This window comes from Roseobacter sp., assembly GCF_045106495.1.
In the GTDB taxonomy this organism is placed as follows: Bacteria; Pseudomonadota; Alphaproteobacteria; order Rhodobacterales; family Rhodobacteraceae; genus Roseobacter.
On record NZ_JBGCEQ010000018.1, the window covers coordinates 1 to 22235 of the forward strand.

Consider the following 22235-nt stretch of genomic DNA (forward strand, 5'->3'; position numbering starts at 1 on the left):
GTGACGATGGCCCCGATGTGCGGGGCATGTTTAGTGACACGCAAGACCTGGAAGGGTTGATATGGCTACGAATTCGACGGGCGACAGCAAGAATACTCTTTATTGTAGCTTTTGCGGCAAGAGCCAGCATGAGGTGCGCAAGCTGATCGCCGGGCCTACCGTCTTTATCTGCGATGAATGTGTTGAGCTCTGCATGGACATCATTCGCGAAGAGACCAAGGCGTCAGGTCTGAAAGCCACCGATGGTGTGCCGACGCCCAAGGACATTTGTGAAGTGCTGGATGATTACGTAATCGGACAATCAACGGCCAAGCGCGTGTTGTCCGTGGCGGTGCACAATCACTACAAACGTCTCAACCACGCGCAAAAGGGTGGTGACATCGAGCTGGCGAAATCCAATATCCTGCTGATCGGCCCGACGGGCTGCGGCAAGACACTATTGGCGCAGACGTTGGCGCGTATCCTGGATGTACCTTTTACCATGGCCGATGCGACCACATTGACCGAGGCGGGGTACGTCGGGGAAGATGTGGAGAACATTATCCCCAAGCTGTTGCAGTCTTCGGAATACAATGTGGAGCGGGCACAGCGTGGCATCGTCTATATCGACGAGGTCGACAAGATCACGCGTAAATCTGAAAATCCGTCAATTACCCGCGATGTCTCAGGCGAGGGCGTGCAGCAGGCCTTGCTGAAATTGATGGAAGGCACCGTTGCCTCGGTGCCACCGCAGGGCGGGCGCAAACATCCGAAGCAGGAATTTCTGCAGGTGGATACCACGAACATCCTTTTCATCTGTGGCGGCGCTTTCGCGGGCCTCGACAAGATCATCGCGGCGCGTGGCAAGGGCTCGGCGATGGGTTTTGGCGCGGACGTGCGGGACAATGACGAGCGCGGTGTCGGCGAGATATTCACCGAGCTGGAGCCCGAAGACCTGCTGAAGTTCGGGCTGATCCCGGAATTTGTTGGCCGCCTGCCGGTGCTTGCGACCCTTGAAGACCTCGACGAGGACGCGCTGGTTACTATTCTGACGCAGCCCAAGAACGCGCTGGTCAAGCAGTATCAGCGGCTCTTTGAGCTTGAAGACACGCAATTGAATTTCACGGATGATGCGCTGTCTGCTATTGCCAAACGCGCCATCGAACGCAAAACAGGCGCGCGAGGTTTGCGTTCCATTCTTGAGGACATTCTGCTCGACACGATGTTTGAGCTACCCGGGCTTGACAGCGTTACCGAGGTGGTTGTCAACGAAGAGGCGGTGGCATCGGATGCCGCACCTTTGATGATACATGCGGATGCCGAAAAAGAGCCTGCCAGCGCCGGCTGAAGCAGAATGAAAATGACACAAACAAGCGGGCCTTCTGGCCTGCTTTTTTGTGAAGTATTGTCGCGGCATGGGGTTTGAAAAGAGCGTCAAGAACCACGTACGCGCGTGCAGAACCTTTAAAATACAGGAGACCGGAAATGACCATCAAACGCATTCACTCCGGTGGACCCTATGAGGAAAAAATCGGGTATTGCCGGGCTGTCGTTGCTGGTGACTGGGTTCATGTGGCGGGCACTGTCGGGCAGGGCGACACGGTAAAAGAGCAGTGCCAATCGGCGCTCGATGTCATTGAACAGGCGTTGCAAGAGGCGGAATGCGGTTTTGCCGACGTGGTGCGTGTGACCTATATGCTGCCCGATGCAGCGGACTTCGAGCAGTGTTGGCCGATCCTGAAAAACGCTTTTGGCGATGCGCCGCCCGCCGCAACCATGATCGAATGCGGGTTGATCGACCCGAAGTTCCGCATCGAAATCGAAGTCACGGCACTCTTGCCGGAATAAGAACGCGAAAGGGGCCGGAAGTCCCGCATCCATCTGGACGTCCGGCCTGCAATCCTGCATATGTTGTGCAACAAACCGACCGGAGGCATTTAATGCGACTTCTGACATCTATCCTGCGTGGCGTCACGTGGTGGGACGGCCAGACGTTGAACACGCAGCTTTGGACTTGGCGCAACGGTGTCAAGGTCGGCGAGGACAGCCAGGGTAATTTGTTTTACGAAAACAATGACAAGTCGCGCCGCTGGGTGATCTACAATGGGGAGGCAGAGGCCAGCCGCGTTGATCCCGAATGGCATGGCTGGTTGCATCACACTTGGGATACCACCCCAACGGACGCGCCACTGGAGCATAAAAATTGGGAAAAGCCGCATCAGGAAAATCTGACGGGCACGGCGCAATCTTATGCGCCAAAAGGGTCCATTCGCCGTTCCGACCCTAAGCCGCGCAGTGACTATGAGGCCTGGTCCCCGGAGTAAGCAGCCAAATGTCTGAAAACACAACCGAAGTCATTGTGGGTGCAGCTGTACTTGCGGCCGCCGTCGCCTTTGTCGTCTATGCCGGTCAGGTCTCGGAATTCTCAAGCGGCAAAACGGGCTATCCGCTGGAGGCCAGTTTCCGCAGCCTTGAAGGCGTCAGTGTCGGGACGGACGTGCGTCTGGCTGGTGTGCGTGTTGGCTCGGTCACGGAGGTTGATCTGAACCCTGAGACCTATCGGGCCGATACGACGGTGTCTGTTTTGGAAGGGATCGCAATCCCAGATGACAGTGCGATTATCATTTCATCCGAGGGGTTGTTGGGCGGCAATTTCGTAGAAATTGTGCCGGGTGGATCCCCGTTCAACTATGAACCCGGTGACCGGATTGAGGATACGCAAGGGGCGGTCAGCCTTGTGTCATTGCTGCTGAAATTCGTCAGCGGATCGTCTGAATGATCCTGCGGATTGCTTTGGCACTGATCTGTTGGGCCGGAGCGCTTTCGGCGCAGCAAGTCAGCGAAGCGCAGGGTGTTGTGCTGCGGGGCCTCGATAAGATCAGCGGCCAAGTCTATGACATCGAGATGAACTCGGGGCAAACGACGGCTTTTGATCAATTGCGTATCACGGTTTCGTCGTGTCGCTATCCCGTGGGCAACCCAGCAGGCGATGCCTTTGCGGCGCTGGAAGTGGTAGATACCAACAAGAATGAAATCGTGTTTTCCGGCTGGATGGTCGCGTCAGCACCGGCTTTGTCTGCGATGGATCACGCGCGCTATGACCTTTGGGTGATGCGTTGTACGACGTCCTGAGGCGACCGGACGGGGGGGCGTGAAAAATCACCCGACAGCGCAAGCGCCTGCGCCAAAACTTTGTGATAGCTCGCGCGGCTGATCTCGATCCCGCCCAGAGAAGCGAGATGTTCCGTCAAAAACTGGGTGTCAAAGAGATGAAACCCACCTTCCCGCAGGCGCTCGACTAGACAGGCCAGCGCAATTTTGGACGCATCGGTGCGCTTGGAAAACATGCTCTCGCCAAAGAAGGCCGCCCCCAGCGTCACCCCGTAGACGCCACCAACAAGGCGGGACCCTTCCCAGATTTCAAGCGAATGGGCCTGGTGAGCGTCGTGTAACTTAATGTAAAGGCTTCTGATTTCGGCGTTGATCCAAGTGTCTGCCCGATCGGCGCAGCCATCGACAACCCCAACAAAATCTTGATCCACACTGACCTCAAAGGTGGTGTTGCGCATGGCGCGCCGCAAAGATCGGGAGGCATGGAAGCCCGACAACGGCATGATGCCGCGTCGTTGCGGGTCGACCCAGAACACCTCCGGATCATCGCGGTGTTCCGCCATCGGGAAAATCCCGGTGGCGTAGCCCTGCATCAGAACATCCGGGGTGAGACGCATGAGGCCGGTGCCTCAGCCGTTGCCAAGATGGGTTTCGAGCCAGTGTTCCAGCCAGTGAATGTTATATCCACCAGAAAGCACATCAGGTTCTTCCAAGAGTGCATGAAACAGCGGCACAGTTGTGTCGACACCATCCACGATCAACTCGCCCAGAGCCCGTTGCAGCCGAGCCAGCGCTTCGTGGCGGTCGCGCCCGTGCACGATGAGTTTCCCGATCAGACTGTCGTAGTAGGGCGGGATCGTATAGCCGTCATAGAGCGCCGAATCCATCCGCACACCAAGACCGCCCGGCGCATGGTACTGTGTAATCCGGCCCGGACAGGGTGCGAAATTGGGCAGCTTTTCCGCGTTGATCCGCACCTCGATGGCATGGCCATTGATTGTAAGGTCGTCTTGTTGAAACGACATCTCGAGCCCGGCGGCGACGCGGATTTGTTCACGCACCAAATCGACACCGAAAATCGCTTCGGTGACCGGGTGCTCCACCTGCAAACGGGTATTCATTTCGATGAAATAAAACTCGCCATTCTCATAGAGAAACTCAATGGTGCCCGCACCGGTGTAGTTGATCCGGGCCACGGCATCGGCACAGACCTTGCCAATGGCCGCCCGTTCATCCGCGGAAATCGCGGGGCCGGGAGCCTCTTCGAAGACTTTCTGGTGGCGGCGTTGCAAGGAGCAATCGCGTTCGCCCAGATGCACGGCGCGGCCCTTGTCGCGGCCAAAGACCTGTATTTCTATGTGGCGTGGCGTTGTGAGGTATTTCTCGATGTACACCTCGTCGTTGCCAAAATTTGATTTGCCTTCGGCGCGCGCGGTCATGAAAGCTTTTTCCATGTCCGCCGCTGTTTGCGCCACCTTCATTCCGCGCCCGCCACCGCCTGCTGTGGCCTTGATGATGACCGGATAGCCGATCTCCGCGCCGAGCCGTTGCGCATCCTCCAGCGTGGCGACACCACCATCTGAGCCGGGCACACAGGGCACGCCGAGTTTTTTCATGGTGTCTTTGGCGGTAATCTTGTCACCCATCACACGGATGTGTTCGGCAGTGGGGCCGATGAATGTCAGGTCATGGTCTTCGACTACCTGTACAAAGCCCGCGTTTTCGCTCAGAAACCCATAACCTGGATGGATGGCTTCGGCACCGGTGATTTCGCAGGCGGAGATGATCGCGGGGACAGACAGGTAGCTTTGCGTGCCCGCGGGCGGGCCGATGCAGACGCTTTCATCGGCCATACGCACATGCATGGCGTCGCTGTCGGCAGTGGAATGCACAGCAACGGATTGAATGCCCATTTCACGAGCGGCACGCACGACTCGCAGGGCGATCTCGCCGCGGTTGGCAATCAGGATTTTTTCGAACATTGCGCGCGTCCTTTATTCGAGGATCACAAGCGGGGTGCCAAATTCAACAGCGGCGCCATCCTCGACAATGATACGTTTGACCTTGCCAGACCGTGGGGCCGGAATGTGGTTCATGGTCTTCATGGCTTCGACGATCAGCAAGGTGTCGCCCTCGGATACTGCTGCGCCGACGGAGATGAATGGGTCTGCGCCGGGTTCGGCCTGCATATAGACCGTGCCGACCATGGGCGACGTCACGGCGCCGGGATCTTCAGCGGGATCATCGGTTTTGGGCGTTGGAGCGGGGCCAGCGGGGGTGGCGGCAGGTGCAGCGAGGGCAGGTGTTGGCGCAGAGACCTGAGTGACAACCTGTTGTTGTGTGTGTCGGCTGACCCTGACGTTCAAGCTGTCATCGGCACCGTAGTCACGTTTCACCTGCAGCTCGGTCAGATCGTTTTCGCGCAGCAATTCGGCCAGGGCCTGAATGAAGGCCACATCGGCGTCATGGTTCTTTTTTGTCATGTAAGTCCTCAACCGTTCCGGGGGAGCCTTTTTGCTTGCGGCCCTTGCTCCTGCGCTTTCGTTATAAGGGAAGGGTGCGCCCATGAAAACCCGCCAAGTGCAAGCCGGGTGTGACCAGTGCCCGGTTACTGAAAGGGGCTTTAGACATGTGCCTTTTCCAGATCAGATGTTGCGCCCGGATTATAGAGCTTAGGGGGCATTGCATCACGTCAGACCACTTTGGCAGGTTGCGCAGGATTTATTTTAGTATGGTCGCAGGCAGGGCAAAGATGCTTCGTCTTTTGCTGGTGTTTGCACGGAGAATTTAAGTAAATCGCGGACAAGCAGTTCATCAAATTATGCTGCCGTGACGCGTTTTCGGAAGACTATCCGTCTTCGCGGAGCTTTGTGTTTGCGCGAACCTGCGGCACACTTGCGCCGTGATGGCCTTTGAGCGGGCTTCAAGTTGTGACTATGTCACCTTGTCTCTTCGCAGCAGGTCGTGACGAAGCCTCCAAAAGCGGAAAAGGTTTCGGCCACGGAGGCGATCAAGATTTGCTGCGAGGCAGGGCGTTTTGCCACTTCATCCAAACTTCGGACCAACTCTTGCCACAGAGTGGAATTGGATATTTGCCCAAAGTAGTGTCTCGGCGCGTCCGGAAGCTCTTGTTGAATATTGGCATTCATTTGTCGTCCGCCGAAGCCAGAGCCGTGCATAACATATAGTGCGCCCAGCACTTTTTCTTTGGTGTTCAAGAAGCTGAAGGCACGCGTTTCGCCATCTGGAAGCGCGTCCAGCTCCTGTAGGTCTTTGTGCAAGGCCGCAATTGATATCTCGACTGATAGGCTTTCAAAGGCGCCGCATCGCAAGCGCGATTCCTCGATTCTCTTGAAAAACTGATAATACGCACTGAGCAGTAGCGTGTAGTCGTTGGGGTGCAAGGGCGATTGTGTCAGCCGGGAAATCCATGGATGGCTATGCAACAAAAGGTGTTCTTCATGGGTCGCTTTGGCGATGATCCGGCGCGTTGCACCCGGTGCGATTTCTATCATTTCGCGGCACCACAAGCAGCATGGAAACCGTAATAAAACATCTGCGATCCTTAAATGAAGCCGCCGTTGTAAATGGCTTGTTCTTGGCGGAAATTAACACCAAGAAGATGCCGCGAGAACCCATGAAAACGGTGTGTGTGGCGCATGGAAGAATCTGGCCGCTGGTGTCTAAGGGAAAGTGTTCCGGAAACCATGTGACGACCGCAATGACGACACTCTGGCCGCAATTCGACACGAAATGTGTTCCCTCAGCGCGCGGCGTAAGGGAACATTGCAGGTGTTGTGAAGCTGTCTAATGCTCAGATTGCGAGGTACTCTTCCCGTAGTTCTTTGTTTTCGAGAACCTCAACGGCGGTGCCGTCAAACACAATTCCGCCGGTATCGAGGATCACGGCACGGTCTGCCAGTTGCAGGGCGCGCACGGCATTTTGTTCTACAAGGATGGTGGTGATGCCCTGTTCCTTGATGATCCGAAGGGTTTTTTCGATCTCATCGACAATCACCGGCGCCAGGCCCTCGTAGGGTTCATCCAGCAAAAGCACTTTGACGTCGCGGCACAGTGCGCGTGCGATGGCAAGCATCTGCTGCTCACCGCCTGACAGTGTCACGCCTTCCTGGGTGCGGCGCTCGCGCAACCGCGGGAAAAGGTCATAGACCCGATCCAGTGACCAACCGATAGGGGGCGCGATCTGTGCCAGTTTCAGATTTTCCTCGACCGTTAGGCCGGCAATGATGCGGCGGTCTTCGGGCACAAGGCCCAGACCTGCCTGCGAGGCCTGATAGCTCGACATATTATGCAGCGGCTGGTGATCCAGCCAGATTTCGCCGCGTTTTACTTCCGGATCCGCCAACCGTGCGATGGCGCGCAGCGTCGATGTCTTGCCCGCGCCGTTGCGGCCCAAAAGGGCGAGGATTTCACCTTCATGCACGTTGAAACTGATGCCCTGCACGATATAGCTTTCGCCGTAATAGGCATGCATGTCCCAGACGGACAGGAAAGCAGGTGCCGTAGCGGCCTGATTGGCGTTCTTGGAAAAGTCTGGTTTGACGTTCATTTTATCAGGTCCTCATTGAGGGCGGGTAGGTAGGGTGGATCCAGGTCCACCTTATGGGCGTGTTTTCAGGCGGCGTCTTGGGTTTCGCCCAGGTAGGCTTCGCGCACCTTGGGGTGGCCCTTGATGTTGTCGGGCGTGTCCTCGACCAGTGGCGTGCCCTGCGCCAATACCGTGATACGTTCGGCGAGCGAAAACACAACATGCATGTCGTGCTCGATGATTGCGATCGTGATGTCGCGCTCGTCGCTGATCTGTTTCAGCAGATCAATGGTATTGTTGGTGTCAGCGCGGGCCATGCCTGCGGTGGGTTCGTCCAGCAGCAGCAGGCGCGGTTCCTGACTGAGACACATGCCAATCTCCAGACGCCGTTTGTCGCCGCGTGACAAGGACCCGGCATGCATCTCGCGTTTGTCGGCCATGTTCATGTCTAGCAGCATCTGTTCCGCTGTTTCGATCACGTCACGTTGCGAAGCGACGCTGCTGATTGCGTTCATTTCGAAGGCGCCGTCGCGCTTGGCAAAGCAGGGGATCATCATGTTCTCCATCACGCTGAGATCGGCAAAGATCTCAGGGGTCTGAAAAACACGGGAGATGCCCATCTGGTTGATCTCGAACGGTCGGCGACCCAGGACGGATTGCCCGTCGAACATCACCGAACCGGTATCCGGGATCAGCTTGCCCACAAGACAGTTGAGCAGGGTGGATTTTCCCGCCCCGTTGGGGCCGATGATCGCATGCACGGAGTTCTCCGCAATCGACAGGTTCACATCTCCGAGGGCTTGCAACCCGCCAAAGCGTTTGCCGACGTTTTTGACTTCAAGAATACCCATCTGATGTCTCCTTATTCGGCTGGGGTTGTTTTGCCATCAGACGTGTCGTCGGATGGTTTCTTGCGTTTGAAGAGCCGCATGACGCGTTGGCCGCCCTCGACCAGCCCACCGGGCAGGAAAATCACCACGAGCATGAAGACGATCCCCAGCGTCAGGTGCCAGCCTTTGCCGATGAATGGATAGACGATCGAAACAAGGATGTCCTCAAGTCCATCCGGCATGAAGGCGAACCACTGGTGCAGAATGCTTTCGTTGATCTTCGAGACGATATTCTCGAAGTATTTGATGAACCCGGCACCCAGAACCGGCCCGATCAAAGTGCCAGCACCGCCGAGAATGGTCATCAGAACAACCTCTCCGCTGGCGGTCCAGAACATGCGTTCCGCGCCAACTTGAGTGTCCATTGCCACCAGCAGGCCTCCCGCCAGACCGGCATACATGCCTGAGATCACGAAGGCTGCCAAAGTGTAGGGTTTGGCGTTGAGCCCGGTGTAGTTCAGGCGTTGCTGGTTGGATTTTACCGCGCGCAGCATCATGCCGAAAGGTGAGCGGAAAATGCGGATCGAGAGGTAAAAGGCCAGCACCATGACCACGGCTGCCACATAGTAACCGGCGTTGAAGGTGAAGACCCAGTCGCCTGCGGTAATCTCGAAGCTTTGCTTCATGTCGAGGCCAAAGAGGTTGGCGCGTGGTGTCTGCCCCGGCTCCAGCGCGCGGTCCAGAATGCGTGGATCGGTGTATTTGGGTTGCAATCCTGTTTCACCGCCAGTGATCGGGGTCAGCACTGAATAGGCCAGCGCATAGGACATCTGCGCAAAGGCCAGGGTCAGGATCGAGAAATAGATGCCCGACCGCCGCAGAGATATCCAACCGACGAGCAGGGAAAAGAGACCGGCCACCAGTACGGAGATGATGATTGCGGGGACCACATTCATGGTCAGCAGTTTCATCATCCATATCGCCGCATAGGATCCCACACCCAGGAAGGCGGCGTGCCCGAAGCTGAGGTACCCTGTGAGGCCAAACAGGATGTTGAACCCGATGGCAAAGATGCCAAAGATCACGAGACGTTGCATCAGGTCGGGGTAGCCCGCATTGAACTGCGCCATCGCCGAGCCTGCGGGGAAGGGGTTGAGGATGAAGGGCGCAAAGAGCGCCAGACAGGCCACGATGATCAGGAGGGTGAAGTCTTTTTTGGTAAGGCCCATGATTATTCCTCCATCACGCCCTTGCGGCCCATGAGGCCCCGCGGACGTGTCAGCAAGATGATGATGGCGACCAGATAGATGATGATCTGGTTGATGCCCGGCAGGGTTTCAAGGACGATAGACATGGAGGCGAAGCTTTCGAGAATGCCCAGAAGGAACCCTGCCAGCACAGCGCCTGAGAGCGAGCCCATACCGCCGACAACCACCACCACGAAACTGAGCACCAGAAAGTCCATGCCCATGTGATAATTGGGCGAGTTGATCGGCGCATACATGACACCCGCAAGCCCTGCGACGGCGGCGGCGATGCCAAACATGATGGTAAAGCGCTTGTCGATGTTGATGCCCAAGAGCCCTACGGTTTCGCGGTCGGCCATACCTGCGCGCACAACCATGCCGAAGGTCGTGAATTGCAGGAAGGCGAATACGGCCCCGATGATCACCGCCGAGAAGGCGAAATAGACCAGCCGCCAGTAAGGGTAGATGATTGTGTTGGGGTCAAAGCCCATCATCGCGCCAAAGTCGAACGAGCCTCGGAAGGCGTCCGGTGCGGGTGTTGGGATCGGGTTTGCGCCGTAGAAATATTTGATGATTTCCTGCAAGACGATGGCCAGTCCGAAGGTGACAAGGATCTGGTCCGCATGAGGGCGCTTGTAGAAATGTTTGATCAAACCGCGTTCCATGATGAAGCCAATGGCTACCATGACCGGGATCGCAAAAATGATGGAGATTGGTACAGCCCAGTCGATGATCGCGTCACCGGTGGTTTGACCGAAGATGTCATAAATGTAAGGGACTTCGACCTTCAGTGGATTGCCCAAGAAATCCTTTTGCGACTCGTCGACCACAACGTGGCTGAGGGTCAGAATGCGGCTGAGCGTGACGGCGCAGAAAGCACCGATCATGAAAAGCGCCCCATGCGCGAAGTTCACCACGCCAAGCGTGCCAAAGATAAGTGTCAGCCCGAGTGCGATGAGCGCATAGGCGGAACCTTTATCAAGGCCGTTGAGAATTTGCAGGATAATTGCGTCCATGTCCCCACCTTCATGAAATGAGTGTGGCCCGTTGGCCGAAAGAGCAGGGCGGAAGAATACTCCGCCCTGCTTTTTTAAGTGATCAGGCGCCTGGGTTGCAATTGCCCAGGGAGCCGCCCGCGACCTGCGGGTGATCCGGTGCGTAAGTGACCTGTGCCACAGGCGTCACTTCGACAATTTCGAGAAGGTCGAATTCGGAAGAGGGGTTCTCTTTACCTTTCACAACCAGCACGTCCTTGAAGCACTGGTGGTCTTCAGCGCGGTAGAGGGTCGGGCCGTTGCCCATGCCGTCGAACTCAAAGCCTTCGAGGGCTTCGACAACACCACATGGGTTGAACGTGCCAGCACGCTCACAAGCATCTGCATAGAGCAGCGCCTGCACGTAGCAGGTGTGCGCGGCCTGGCTGGGTGGGAAGCCGTATTTCGTGCCGAAAGACTTCACGAAAGCTTGGGAGCCTTCATCCGTCAGCGACCAGTGCCAGTTTGTTGAGCCGAAGATGCCTTTAACGTTGGCACCCGCACCTTTCGCCATCAGACGGGAGTAGAGCGGCACGATGATTTCGAAGTTCTTGCCGTTGACCTGCTTGTCGCGCAGACCGAACTGAACCGCGTTGGTCAGTGAGTTCACCATGTTGCCGCCGTAGTGGTTCAGAACCAGAACATCCGCACCCGACTGTAACACCGGCGCAATATAGGAGGAGAAGTCTGTTTGGGTCAGAGGTGTTTTCACCGCGTTCACGGTTTCCCAGCCCATGGCTTCTGTGGAGGACCGCACCGCTTCTTCTGTGGTGTAACCCCAGTTGTAGTCGGCTGTCAGGTGATAGGCTTTACGGTCGGAACCGTAAGCGTTTTGCAGCACCGGCGCCAAGGCTGCGCCGGACATATAGGAGTTAAAGAAGTGGCGGAAGCCATTGGCCCGCTTGTCTTTTCCTGTTGTGTCGTTTGAGTGGGTCAGGCCCGCCATGAAGATCACACCTGCCTCCTGACAGAGTGCTTGGACCGCAACAGCCACACCGGATGACGACCCGCCCGTGATCATGATGGCGCCGTCTTTTTCGATCATCGATTTGGCCGAGGCGCGTGCCGCGTCCGACTTGGTCTGTGTGTCGCCCGTGACATACTCGACTTTCTTGCCGAGAATGCCGTTACCCTGCAGGGCTTTGGACGAGAAAGTGTTCATCATGCCTGCGTCGCCGCCACCATTCAGGTGCTCGACTGCAAGCTCATAGGCGCGCAATTCATCGGCGCCTTCATCGGCGTAAGGACCGGACTGTGGCACGTTAAAGCCAAGTGTAACGGTGTCGCCTTGTGGCGCATTCAGATAGCCCGCGTGCGCATCGGCGCGCAGGTACGTCGGCAACGTCAGGCCGGCAGCGCCAGCGACGGCACCGGTCTTGATCAGACCGCGACGCGTTAGTTTCGAATTGGACATTGAAATCCTCCCAGTGGTTAAGATCACGCGCCTTTAGAACTTCCTCTTCCATGGGCGCGCGAGGCACAATGGTGCAAATGAGTTATCGCTTAGTTAATGAAAATATCGCAACAAGTGCCTTGAAGTATTCATTAATTTTGTAAACTAATCCACAAAACGGGTGCAATTTTTGTAAATTAACTGATATTGCGGTGCAGAAACCTGTTGATAACATGCGATAATACCAAAGGGGTTAAAATGGCGAGAGAAGGGTTGACCGGCAGTCGCATCCGCGAGCGCCGTTTGGTCTCGGGGATGCGGCAGGCGGATCTGGCCCGCGCATTGGGCATATCAGCCTCCTATCTGAACCTGATCGAGCACAACAGGCGCAGAATCGGCGGCAAACTTCTACTCGATATCGCGCGGTTGCTTGGCGTGGAGCCCTCTATGCTGACGCAGGGCGCAGAAGCGGCTTTGATCGCCACGTTGCGGGAGGCTGCGACCCAGGCCAACATTGCGGGATCCGAGGCCGCGCGGGTGGATGAATTTGCCGGTCGGTTTCCGGGCTGGGCAGATGTGCTGGCGGCGGGCCATCGTCGTGTTGCCTCGTTGGAGCGCACGGTAGAAACCCTGTCGGATCGCTTAACGCATGACCCGCATTTGGCAGCCTCGGTGCATGAGCTGTTGTCAACGGCTGCGGCCATTAGATCGACGGCCTCCATTCTAGCGGATGAGGATGATCTGACCGAAGACTGGCGCAACAGGTTTCACGCCAATATCAATCAAGACAGCAAGCGGCTTGCAGACAGCTCCAAGGCGCTGGTCGACTATCTGGATGCCAATCAGGGCGTCGCAGATGCTGCGGCCAGTCCTCAGGAAGCGCTGGAAGCATTCCTGCAAGATCACGACTACACGTTTGAAGAAGTCGAAGCCGGGCGGATCACCCCGGATACCATGGTAAGGGCGGCGCCCAGCCTGAAGTCCAACGCGGCCCGTCACATCGCGAAGGGCATTTTGACGCGTCTCGTTGCAGACGCGAAACGTGTGACAAAGCAGCGCTTCGATGCCGCCTATGACGAAATCGGGCCTGACCCGGTGCAGTTGGCACGTCACTTGTCGGCTCCGGTGTCTTTGGTTATGCGCCGCCTTGCCGTGCATCCTGAGCTCGACGCGGGTTTTGTCGTGTGTGACAGGGCGGGCAGTTTTCTGTTTCGCAAGCCAGCCACCGGTTTTGTGATCCCGCGATATGGTTCTGCTTGTCCGCTTTGGCCGCTGTATGCAGCACTTGGTCAACCGGGACAGATCATGCAGACCCCGCTGGTGCAACTGGGCCGTGGCCGCGCGGGATTTGAGTGTTTTGCCTTTGCCGAGGTTGTGGGGCAACCAGTCTATAATCAGGCACCCCTGCTGGAGGCCAGCATGTTGGTTTTGCCCAACACGGCTTTGAATGATCAGGCGATCCTGGAGGTGGGCGCTACTTGCAGCCTGTGCCCCCGCGACGCCTGCCCGGGAAGGCGGGAGCCGTCTATTCTCAGTTCCGGCTTGTGACGGGCCGTCACTATGCTGTTTTGCGGGTTAAGGTTTTGACAGGTCGTTTAAAACCGTTGATAGTTTGGTATCCGTCCTGAGGGAGACAGACCGCAGGTCTGGCAGGGTGGAAGTCTGGGAGGAGAGCACGATGGGCAAGCAAGTGCTTTTGGTCGAAGATGAACTGAACATCGTTGAGGCCATCAAATTTCTGCTCAGCCGCGAAGGCTGGCAGGTGGACACGCATTCAAACGGGACGGACGCCGCTGAGGTGATCCGTGACCGAAATCCGGATCTCGTGGTTCTGGATGTCATGTTACCGGGAAAAAGCGGGTTCGATATTCTTGAGGAACTGCGCGGCCATCAGCAAACAGCGGATTTGCCAGTGCTCATGCTCACCGCACGCGGGCAAAGCCGGGATCGCGAAATGGCCGAAAAGGCTGGTGTGAGCCGCTTCATGACCAAACCATTTTCCAATACGGAGGTCCTGACCGCTGTGCGCGATCTGCTTTACGTGCACGATCAAAGGACTTGAAGAATGGCCAAGCCCGGCACACCCTTGTTTTTGGAGCGCGGCAGCTACCGACAACGGCGGATGATGGATGCGGTACGCCTGCTGGTGTTTTTGGGGGCCGGGTTGTGGATGGTGCCGCTTTTGTGGCCCGTCGAGGCCACCACAGAGACGGATGCAATGCCGATGTCACGGGCGTTACTTTATATTTTTGGGGTGTGGTGGGTATTGATCCTTGCCACTTATGGTCTGGCACGCCAGCTACGCCGAATGCCTGAGCAATCGGATGCCACCGAGGCAATGTGATGGCGTCTCTGAATGTCCTTATCGCTGTATCGCTGGCCTATGTATGTCTCTTATTCTGTGTGGCTTTCGCCGCCGAGCGCGTTGGCAGCAAGGGGCGGGCCGGAAAGCTCTTGCGCTCTCCGCTGGTATACACGCTGTCTTTGTCCATCTACTGCACGGCCTGGACGTTTTATGGCGCTGTCGGCTATGCGGCCCGCTCCGGTCTGGAATACCTGACCATATACCTGGGCCCCAGTCTGGTGATGGTAGGGTGGTGGTGGATTCTGCGCCGATTGGTGCGCATTGGGCGTAGTCACAAGGTCACATCCATCGCGGATCTGATCTCTTCGCGCTACGGCAAATCAAATGGGCTTGCCATTGTTGTTACCGTGATGGCGGTTGTCGGTGTGACCCCTTACATTGCGCTTCAATTGCAATCGGTCACCGCATCTTTTGCGATTTTTGCAGCAGCTGGCGAGGGAGTGGATGCCCACGGCACCGGGGTTCGGGCCACAGGGTTCTGGGTCGCTGTCGGTCTGGCGCTTTTCACCGTACTTTTCGGCACCCGGAACCTGAATGTGAACGAACGCCAGCACGGTGTTGTGATCGCCGTGGCCGTCGAAGCCGTTGTGAAACTGATCGCTCTTCTGGCGGTGGGTATTTTTGTGGTCTGGGGGATTGCCGGTGGACTGTCAGAAACTCTTGCCCGGATCGATGCCTCATCGCTTGGGCGTTGGGAGATGGACGGCAGTCGCTGGGCCAGTCTGACCTTTGTCTCTGCTGCCGCATTCCTATGCCTGCCGCGGATGTTTCAGGTCATGGTGGTAGAAAACGACGATGAACGGCATCTGCAAATTGCCAGCTGGGCTTTTCCACTTTACCTGATGTTGATGAGCCTCTTTGTGGTGCCCATTGCGGTGATCGGGCTTGATCTCTTGCCTGCCACGTCCAACCCGGATTTCTTTGTGTTGAGCCTGCCTCTCAGTCAAGGCCGTGAAGGTTTGGCCATGCTCAGCTTTCTCGGTGGGTTTTCCTCTGCGACCTCCATGGTGATTGTTGCCACCTTGGCTTTGTCGACCATGGTGTCCAACCATCTGGTGATGCCTGTCTTTTTGTATTCGCGGCAGGGCAGTGCCACCCAGTCGGGCGATGTCCGAAACGTTGTTATTCTCTCTCGTCGCCTGTCCATCCTTGTGATCATCGGGTTGGGCTACGTTTATTTTCGCGTTTCGGGTGGCTCTGGTACCTTGGCCGCGATCGGTCTGATATCCTTTGCCGCGGTCGCCCAGTTTTTACCCGCAATGTTGGGTGGGATTTTTTGGCGGGGCGCCACGCGGTCGGGCGCGCTGGTAGGGCTCGGCGTCGGGTTTTCGCTATGGATTTTTACGATGCTCTTGCCCAGTTTCGGGGCCGGTGCTGCGCTGAGCACAAACACTTTTGAAAACGGGCTTTGGGGGATGTCCTGGCTGCGGCCGCAAGCGCTTTTCGGGATTTCGGGCTTGGATCCCACGGTGCACGCGATCTTCTGGAGCTTGTTGCTGAATTTTGCGAGCTTCGTATTGGTATCGCTGGTCAGTTTTCCGCGCCCTCTGGAACGGTTGCAAGGCGCGCAATTCGTAAATGTGTTTGACCATTCTGGTCAGACCCGCGGCTGGCAGGCGTCCGTGGCGGAAAGCGAAGATCTGATGATCATGGCCCAACGGATTTTGGGTGCGGATGAGGCGCAGCGGTTGTTCCAATCGGAAGCTGAAGCGCAGGGTCGAGGCGATTTTCTGCCCGAACCCACCGCCGATTTTCTGCAGCATCTGGAACGCGAACTGGCCGGATCTGTTGGCGGTGCCACGGCGCATGCGATGATTAGCCAGATTGTCGGTGGTAGCGCGGTCTCGGTTCAGGATTTATTGGCGGTAGCGGACGAATCCGCACAATTGCTGGAATATTCCAACCAACTGGAGGCCAAATCGCGCGAACTCAGTCGAACAGCGGCGCAGTTGCGCGACGCAAACGCCAAACTGCTTCAATTGAGCGACCAAAAGGATGTGTTTCTCAGCCAGATCAGCCATGAGTTGCGCACGCCGATGACCTCCATACGCGCGTTTTCCGAAATTTTGCGAGATACCGATGGTTTGGGACCGCTGGAAAAGACCAAATATGCCAATATTATCCACGTGGAAGCCATCCGCCTGACAAGGTTGCTGGACGATTTGCTCGACCTGAGTGTTTTGGAAAACGGACAGGTCACGTTGAACAGGCAAAGCGGCAGTTTGGTGGATGTTCTGGATCAGGCGATTGCGATGACACAAGCAAGCGCGGAAGGGACGATCCGTATCAAACGCAGGCATCTGGATGAAACAGTAAGGCTGCATACAGATCTTGATCGGCTGAGCCAGGTTTTCATCAATCTGATTACAAATGCCCAAAAATACTGCGCGGCTCCGGAGCCTGAATTACGCATAGAAGTCAACCAAAGCGCCGAAAATGTTACTGTCGACTTTATCGACAATGGGGACGGCGTTCGCCCGGCATCGCGTGAACTTCTGTTCGAAAAGTTCAGTCGTATCGGCGCAGAAGATGGCAAAGGTGCTGGTCTTGGCTTGGCGATTTGCCGCGAAATCATGGCCCGTCTTGGGGGCCATGTTGACTATTTGGACGGCACGGGAGGCACGGCCTTTCGCGTGACACTGCCGCACGCGCAGGCGCTTGCTGCACAATGATTTTCCTCACTTTTTAACCGAAAAAAGAGTGTGATAAAGGCAATGGTAACCATTGGCGATTATCCCTTCAGAAGACAAGACGCGCGACGGGCGAAGCGTGTGTCGTTTTGACAAGGGTCATAGATGTCGATTTTGCAGCGCAAAGCGCAGGCAGGAAAGCAGGAGCATCAGGCGCGGGCAATGTCCGTGCCCAAAGCGCTGCGCGTGAGTGTCGCCAAGATTGCCGATGAAATGTTTGACATGGCGCTGGCCGTGATCGGTGCCACCCAGGAGCGGTGTGGCGGCGACGACCTCGCGGACAAAATGGACGATGTATCCTTGCTTGCATTGCTGGACGGGCCGCGAAGTTTTGCCGGAGGCGCTGTCATTGGCCCCGAACTTGTTGCCGCGCTCATTCAGCAGCAGACGACTGGAAAAGTCTTAAAGACCGAAACGTCGAACCGTCCGTTGACCTCGACGGACGCGGCCCTTTGTGCGCCGCTTCTGGATGCCCTGTTTCAGCGCGCTTACGGTTTGTTGGAAACCGATGCCGATCGGGAAATTCTTTCTCCATACAAATTCGGAGCACGGGTAGAAAATGCCCGGCTTTTCGCACTGGCTCTCGAGGCAAACGAATACCATATCGTCAAACTGACGATCGATGTTGCGGCAGGTTCTTACCAATCGATTCTTACGCTCATCTTGCCAGTGATTGAAAAGGGCAGCGACTATGACATCGCCTTCGAGGAGGAAAACCCAAAGGCACCTCGTACGCTAGAAAAAACGGTCATGAACATCCCGGCAGATTTGACTGCAATCCTGACTCGCGTCACAATTCCTTTGTCTGAGTTGGGTCGTCTGGCGCCTGGTGATATTCTCTCCCTGAACCCTGATGCTTTCGATTCAGTGGAACTGGTGACCCGCGATCGCCGTGTGATCAGCCAGGGTGCCATGGGTCAAGTCGAAGGGCAACGTGCGATTCAGTTGAACAACGGTGCGGCGAACGAAGGCTCAAGTAATCGATTGTTCGATGGCGACGATCCATTCGATGCTCCGCAGCTAGAGGCGTTGGGCAGTTTCTCTCCTGGTGGTCCCATGGATGAAGCGCCTGACATCGGACTGGACATAATTGATCACAGCGCAATTGATCTGCCGGATCTGCCAGCCGTTGACGGCATGGAAGGCCTGCCGGATCTGCCTGAGTTGCCGGAAATGTCCGAAGGCCATGGTTTGCCGGAGCTACCCGACCTGCCTGATTTGCCTGACTTGCCCGATTTACCTGACTTGGACGGCACAGACGAATTGCCCTCGCTTGGCGACGTTCCTGATTTCAAAATTGCCTAACTGCTCAACCCTTGGCAGATGCAATAGCATTGAAGGTTTGTCGCAGGTTCTCGAGATCATAGCCGCCATTTCGAGCGGCTTCGATAATCTCATCCGCAGTCAAATCCCCCGCTGCAGACAATGCCCATGCAATCGTAGATCGCGTGCCGGAAGCGCAATAGGCCAATACCGGCCCGTCACAGCCGTCGATCAAAGCCCGGTTATCTGCGATAACGTCGGGCGTCATAGTTTGATGGGTCAAAGGTCGGACCGCAAATTCCAAGCCGGCGGCGGCCGCGGCTTGTGAGATCGCGTCGCTCTGGTGACTGGGCGGGATTTCAGTGTCAGGTCGATTGCACAACACCAGTTTGATCCCAGCGGCGGCAATGTCGGGTAAATCGTCAGGAGAAATTTGTGGTGCGGCGAAAAAGCCGGGGGTGATCTGGCGCATATCCATGCGCGAAAGCTACGAAAGCGCATGCGAACTGTCCAGCCCATGTCTCGGAATGCGATCAGACAAAGCCGATTATGATTTGGATCTCAAAATCAACAAATAGCGAAAGCGAATTGGTCTGCGAAAGGGCCTGTCCGCGTTCCGTTGAGCTTTGTCGCGCGCAAGACCCAAGACGTCTTGATGAGTTTTTTTACTCTCAGTCCAAACCACTTAGGATTGTGGTTGGGCATCGAAAAAACCAGAAACCAGTTGACTGTGCAAAAGTCGCCGAGGTCAGATCTTATTGATGGGGATCTTGAGCATGATGTCGCCGTGTACGTCGGGTTCAGGCATGTGTCCTGCGCGCATATTTACCTGCAAAGACGGCAAAATCAGTTTGGGCATACCGAGCGTGGCGTCGCGGGCCTCGCGCATTTCCACAAACTGTTGTTCCGCGCAATCCTGGCCAATGTGAACATTGCGTGCTTTCTGGGCGCCCACCGTCGTTTCCCAGGCGAACTCCTCGCGCCCCGGCGCTTTGTAGTCATGACCTACGAAAATCCGCGTCGCGTCCGGTAGATTGAGTATACGTTGGATGGATTGGTAGAGATCGTGCGCGGAACCGCCTGGAAAATCACACCGCGCCGTCCCAAAGTCCGGCATGAAGAGCGTGTCACCAACGAAAGCGGCATCCCCGACCACGTAGGTCATGCAAGCAGGGGTATGCCCAGGCGTATGCATGACATCTGCACGCATTTGTCCGATATGAAAACTCTCGCCGTCTCGGAATAATTGATCAAATTGGCTGCCGTCACGTTGGAATTCTGTTCCTTCATTGAACACTTTTCCAAAGGTATCCTGAACGGTTGTTATCTGTGCGCCAATGCCAATTTTACCACCCAGTTTTTCCTGCAGATAAGGGGCTGCTGATAAATGGTCCGCATGTACGTGCGTTTCCAGAACCCACTGCAATGTCAGGTTTTCGGATTGAATATATGAGATGATCTCATCCGCAGAGCGGGTGTCGGTCCTGCCGGAGGCTTGGTCAAAATCCAACACGGAATCCACGATGGCGCATGCCGTTCCCTGCGGGTCGCGCAGGACATAGCTGACGGTATTGGTTGCCGTATCAAAGAATGCTTTGACATCTGGTGACATGCAGGACCTCCCTGATTTTCGCGAAGTATAGGGGCAGGCGTTTCCAGCTGGCAAGGGAAACCGTCAGGAGAGAAAAATCCCCAGAATGACCAACATCAATCCAATGACAGATAGAAAGAGTGCGCCAAGGTTCATCGGAAGCGCTTTTTGCAGTTTAGCGCGCATGGCATCATCTGAAAGTTTGGCACGCCGGGCGCGGGCAACGTAAATGATGCACCACATCAAACCCAACAGACCAATCAGAGACAAAAAAGCGCCCCCCCAAATGAGGTAGTCAAGAATAGGAGAGGGTGCTGCGCTGACCATAAACGTGAGCTAAACAATGAGGCGTCCGAGTGCAAGCATGCCGCCGCTAGCGTGGTCAAATCTGAAGCGCTTGAGGGTCGGGGCTTTAGAACCGGTGCGGCGTTTTGTATCTATCGCCGGGTGGTTTCCTCCCGCGTTTGCCGGGATGAGCATGGATGGCAATTGGTAAGCCTATTCTGTGGTGGTTGGACTATTTTACCTGTCTTTGCAAGCTGGGATGAAAGCGGCTTGCAGCGCTCGAGACGGACAGCTAGGCAGGGCCTATTCCGATCACCCTTTTAGAGGAAGCTCCGATGAGTGAAACTGCAACCAATCCATCTGATGTCGAAGCGCAAGCCGATGCCACCTACCGTGTAACGGCGAACGAGTTACGCCAGTTCGTGGAGCGGATCGAACGTCTGGATGCAGAAAAGAAAGATCTTGCCGAGCAGCAAAAGGAAGTTATGGCTGAAGCAAAGGCGCGAGGTTACGACACCAAAGTGATGCGTAAAGTGATTGCGTTGCGCAAGCGGGATGCAGACGACATCGCAGAAGAAGAAGCTGTTCTTGAAATGTACAAAGAAGCATTGGGCATGTGACGTCACTGCGCATTCTTTTTAGCTGGAGCGTTCAGACCGCAGCAGGGGTGTCCTGGCTAAAGACGTTGAACCAATTGTTGCCCTGTTGTTCCCAGATAGAACTCACGTACATTACTTCGCTCGTGGCATTTGAATCGCGTGTGAGGACGGCGCGGTAAGACAATACCGCGACCCTGTCGCCCAATGGTAAAACCCGCGCGTCATGCAGAGAATATGAGGCGATTGTGGGGCCGTTCGCCAATTGCCCGACGTGGTCTGATTTGTTGGCAAATCCATCGGGATAAACACCGAGAAACGCGTGATCTAAAGCGGCCGCGTCACGCGCCGCATCCCCTTTTTTCAAAGCCTCCCATACGTTGGTTTCGGCTCTTAGTAAAACGGTGAGCAATGCAGTGTCTTGCGGTAACTGTGAAGGCATGGAAAAGGCCTGTCCGATGCTAATGGAAGAGTGTTTAGCGCGACTTGGACTTCAAGATAATCCGGTAGGTGCAGTATTTTAAGCCCAGATCCGTAAAACGTAAGCGAATGTGACTTCAACCCCCAAAAAACTCAAATCACTGTATTGACACAGTGTAAAGTAATTTGTATTTACACTGTGTAAAGTTTACGCAATGTCAAAATTCGAAATATCGGAGAAAACTAGTGAAAGTCATCGTTTTTGGAGCAACAGGAACCGTCGGTCGTCTCGCGATTGATAACCTTCTGTCCAACGGCCATACCGTGACCGCATTTGCGCGCAACCCGGATAATCTGAAGAACCAGTCTACCAGCCTGCTTCGTGTTTCCGGCGATGCAATGGACGCGGAAACAGTTAGCAAAGCTATTGCCGGGCACGACGCAGTTTATGTCCTGTTGGGTGCCGGCAAGTCGCGCCGCAGTTTAATCCGGTCGCAAGGCACTTTGAATGTCATTCGCGGGATGCAAACGCAGGGGGTACGGCGGTTGGTATGCCAGTCGACGCTGGGTGCACATGAGAGCTGGGGCAACCTGAATTTCTTATGGAAGCGGATCATGTTCGGCGTATTGCTTCGTCCCGTTTTCAAAGATCACGAGTTGCAGGAAAAGCTGGTGCAGGCCAGTGGTCTCGATTGGACAATCGTGCGTCCGAGCGCATTCATCGATGGCCCTGCGACCGGTACCTACAAAGAAGCGTTCGGTCCCGAAGAGCGCAATCTGTCGCTTAAGATCACGCGCGCTGATTTGGCCGCGTTTCTGGCGGAGCAATTGAGCGGATTGACCTATCTACAGCGCGCCGTAAGCCTGTCCAACTGATCGAAA

At 55.9% G+C, this 22235-nt stretch carries 25 protein-coding genes; 12 read left to right on the top strand and 13 right to left on the bottom strand.

Features of this window, described 5'->3' with window-relative positions; translation table 11 throughout:
* Window positions 1-61: 61 nt before the first annotated feature.
* From clpX to AB8B75_RS12710, 5 genes are all read left to right on the top strand, one after another.
* Entirely contained in the window at window positions 62-1327 is a 1266-nt protein-coding gene (gene clpX / locus AB8B75_RS12690; RefSeq protein WP_405362729.1) for an ATP-dependent Clp protease ATP-binding subunit ClpX, read from the top strand.
* 137 nt (window positions 1328-1464) lie between these two features.
* Window positions 1465-1827, top strand: coding sequence for a RidA family protein (locus AB8B75_RS12695; RefSeq protein WP_405362731.1), 363 nt, complete (start codon window positions 1465-1467; stop codon window positions 1825-1827).
* Window positions 1828-1919: 92 nt separating this feature from the next.
* Complete coding sequence (locus AB8B75_RS12700) at window positions 1920-2303, top strand: NADH:ubiquinone oxidoreductase subunit NDUFA12 (RefSeq protein ID WP_405362733.1); 384 nt, start codon at window positions 1920-1922, stop codon at window positions 2301-2303.
* An 8-nt stretch (window positions 2304-2311) separates the two neighbouring features.
* Window positions 2312-2758, top strand: coding sequence for an outer membrane lipid asymmetry maintenance protein MlaD (gene mlaD, locus AB8B75_RS12705; RefSeq protein ID WP_405362734.1), 447 nt, complete (start codon window positions 2312-2314; stop codon window positions 2756-2758).
* Window positions 2755-3111, top strand: a complete 357-nt coding sequence (locus AB8B75_RS12710; protein WP_405362735.1) for a DUF2155 domain-containing protein — start codon at window positions 2755-2757, stop codon at window positions 3109-3111. Before mlaD ends, AB8B75_RS12710 begins: the two co-directional genes overlap by 4 nt.
* Here AB8B75_RS12710 and aat read toward each other — a convergent pair.
* The 9 genes from aat to AB8B75_RS12755 form a co-directional block, all read right to left on the bottom strand.
* Window positions 3075-3707, bottom strand: coding sequence for a leucyl/phenylalanyl-tRNA--protein transferase (aat, locus tag AB8B75_RS12715; protein WP_405362737.1), 633 nt, complete (start codon window positions 3705-3707; stop codon window positions 3075-3077). The two genes, AB8B75_RS12710 and aat, sit on opposite strands and share 37 nt — an antisense overlap.
* Window positions 3708-3719: 12 nt before the next feature.
* Window positions 3720-5072: an acetyl-CoA carboxylase biotin carboxylase subunit gene (accC, locus tag AB8B75_RS12720; protein ID WP_405362739.1), complete on the bottom strand. Its 1353-nt coding sequence runs from the start codon at window positions 5070-5072 to the stop codon at window positions 3720-3722.
* A 12-nt stretch (window positions 5073-5084) separates the two neighbouring features.
* The gene (accB, locus tag AB8B75_RS12725; protein WP_405362741.1) at window positions 5085-5573 is read right to left on the bottom strand and encodes an acetyl-CoA carboxylase biotin carboxyl carrier protein; all 489 of its coding nucleotides are present in this window, start codon (window positions 5571-5573) and stop codon (window positions 5085-5087) included.
* A 456-nt stretch (window positions 5574-6029) separates the two neighbouring features.
* A complete protein-coding gene (locus AB8B75_RS12730; RefSeq protein WP_405362743.1) occupies window positions 6030-6605 on the bottom strand; it encodes a biliverdin-producing heme oxygenase in 576 nt (191 codons plus the stop codon).
* A 299-nt stretch (window positions 6606-6904) separates the two neighbouring features.
* The gene (locus AB8B75_RS12735) at window positions 6905-7660 is read right to left on the bottom strand and encodes an ABC transporter ATP-binding protein (RefSeq protein ID WP_405362745.1); all 756 of its coding nucleotides are present in this window, start codon (window positions 7658-7660) and stop codon (window positions 6905-6907) included.
* Between the two features lie 65 nt (window positions 7661-7725).
* Entirely contained in the window at window positions 7726-8490 is a 765-nt protein-coding gene (locus AB8B75_RS12740; RefSeq protein WP_405362747.1) for an ABC transporter ATP-binding protein, read from the bottom strand.
* A gap of 11 nt (window positions 8491-8501) precedes the next feature.
* Window positions 8502-9701, bottom strand: a complete 1200-nt coding sequence (locus AB8B75_RS12745) for a branched-chain amino acid ABC transporter permease (RefSeq protein WP_405362816.1) — start codon at window positions 9699-9701, stop codon at window positions 8502-8504.
* A complete protein-coding gene (locus AB8B75_RS12750; protein WP_405362749.1) occupies window positions 9701-10732 on the bottom strand; it encodes a branched-chain amino acid ABC transporter permease in 1032 nt (343 codons plus the stop codon). The genes AB8B75_RS12745 and AB8B75_RS12750 overlap by 1 nt, the downstream gene beginning before the upstream one ends.
* 82 nt (window positions 10733-10814) lie before the next feature.
* Window positions 10815-12164 carry a substrate-binding protein gene (locus tag AB8B75_RS12755; RefSeq protein WP_405362751.1) on the bottom strand — a complete coding sequence of 450 codons (1350 nt, stop codon included), beginning with the start codon at window positions 12162-12164 and terminating at the stop codon, window positions 10815-10817.
* Window positions 12165-12401: 237 nt separating this feature from the next.
* On the opposite strand from AB8B75_RS12755, the gene AB8B75_RS12760 reads away from it, so the two are divergent.
* The 5 genes from AB8B75_RS12760 (at window position 12402) to AB8B75_RS12780 (ending at window position 18503) form a co-directional block, all read left to right on the top strand.
* Entirely contained in the window at window positions 12402-13691 is a 1290-nt protein-coding gene (locus tag AB8B75_RS12760) for a short-chain fatty acyl-CoA regulator family protein (protein ID WP_405362753.1), read from the top strand.
* Window positions 13692-13821: 130 nt separating this feature from the next.
* Window positions 13822-14205: a response regulator transcription factor gene (locus AB8B75_RS12765; RefSeq protein ID WP_405362755.1), complete on the top strand. Its 384-nt coding sequence runs from the start codon at window positions 13822-13824 to the stop codon at window positions 14203-14205.
* A gap of 3 nt (window positions 14206-14208) precedes the next feature.
* The gene (locus AB8B75_RS12770) at window positions 14209-14487 is read left to right on the top strand and encodes a hypothetical protein (protein WP_405362757.1); all 279 of its coding nucleotides are present in this window, start codon (window positions 14209-14211) and stop codon (window positions 14485-14487) included.
* On the top strand, window positions 14487-17180 hold the full coding sequence (locus tag AB8B75_RS12775) for an ATP-binding protein (protein ID WP_405362759.1): 2694 nt from the start codon (window positions 14487-14489) through the stop codon (window positions 17178-17180). Before AB8B75_RS12770 ends, AB8B75_RS12775 begins: the two co-directional genes overlap by 1 nt.
* A gap of 123 nt (window positions 17181-17303) precedes the next feature.
* Window positions 17304-18503, top strand: coding sequence for a FliM/FliN family flagellar motor switch protein (locus AB8B75_RS12780; RefSeq protein ID WP_405362761.1), 1200 nt, complete (start codon window positions 17304-17306; stop codon window positions 18501-18503).
* A 4-nt stretch (window positions 18504-18507) separates the two neighbouring features.
* Here the strand turns inward: AB8B75_RS12780 and AB8B75_RS12785 are convergent, their stop codons facing one another.
* The 3 genes from AB8B75_RS12785 to AB8B75_RS12795 all read right to left on the bottom strand — a co-directional run bounded on the left by AB8B75_RS12785 (window position 18508) and on the right by AB8B75_RS12795 (window position 20379).
* Complete coding sequence (locus tag AB8B75_RS12785; RefSeq protein ID WP_405362762.1) at window positions 18508-18939, bottom strand: TIGR01244 family sulfur transferase; 432 nt, start codon at window positions 18937-18939, stop codon at window positions 18508-18510.
* Window positions 18940-19209: 270 nt separating this feature from the next.
* Window positions 19210-20073, bottom strand: coding sequence for an MBL fold metallo-hydrolase (locus tag AB8B75_RS12790; RefSeq protein ID WP_405362763.1), 864 nt, complete (start codon window positions 20071-20073; stop codon window positions 19210-19212).
* A 63-nt stretch (window positions 20074-20136) separates the two neighbouring features.
* Complete coding sequence (locus AB8B75_RS12795) at window positions 20137-20379, bottom strand: hypothetical protein (RefSeq protein WP_405362765.1); 243 nt, start codon at window positions 20377-20379, stop codon at window positions 20137-20139.
* A 293-nt stretch (window positions 20380-20672) separates the two neighbouring features.
* Here AB8B75_RS12795 and AB8B75_RS12800 point away from each other — a divergent pair, with 293 nt between their 5' ends.
* A complete protein-coding gene (locus tag AB8B75_RS12800; protein WP_405362767.1) occupies window positions 20673-20957 on the top strand; it encodes a DUF2312 domain-containing protein in 285 nt (94 codons plus the stop codon).
* Window positions 20958-20988: 31 nt separating this feature from the next.
* Here AB8B75_RS12800 and AB8B75_RS12805 read toward each other — a convergent pair whose 3' ends face one another.
* On the bottom strand, window positions 20989-21375 hold the full coding sequence (locus tag AB8B75_RS12805; RefSeq protein ID WP_405362769.1) for a nuclear transport factor 2 family protein: 387 nt from the start codon (window positions 21373-21375) through the stop codon (window positions 20989-20991).
* A gap of 224 nt (window positions 21376-21599) precedes the next feature.
* Between AB8B75_RS12805 and AB8B75_RS12810 the strand changes: the two genes are divergently transcribed.
* A complete protein-coding gene (locus tag AB8B75_RS12810) occupies window positions 21600-22229 on the top strand; it encodes an NAD(P)-dependent oxidoreductase (protein WP_405362770.1) in 630 nt (209 codons plus the stop codon).
* Window positions 22230-22235: the final 6 nt, after the last annotated feature.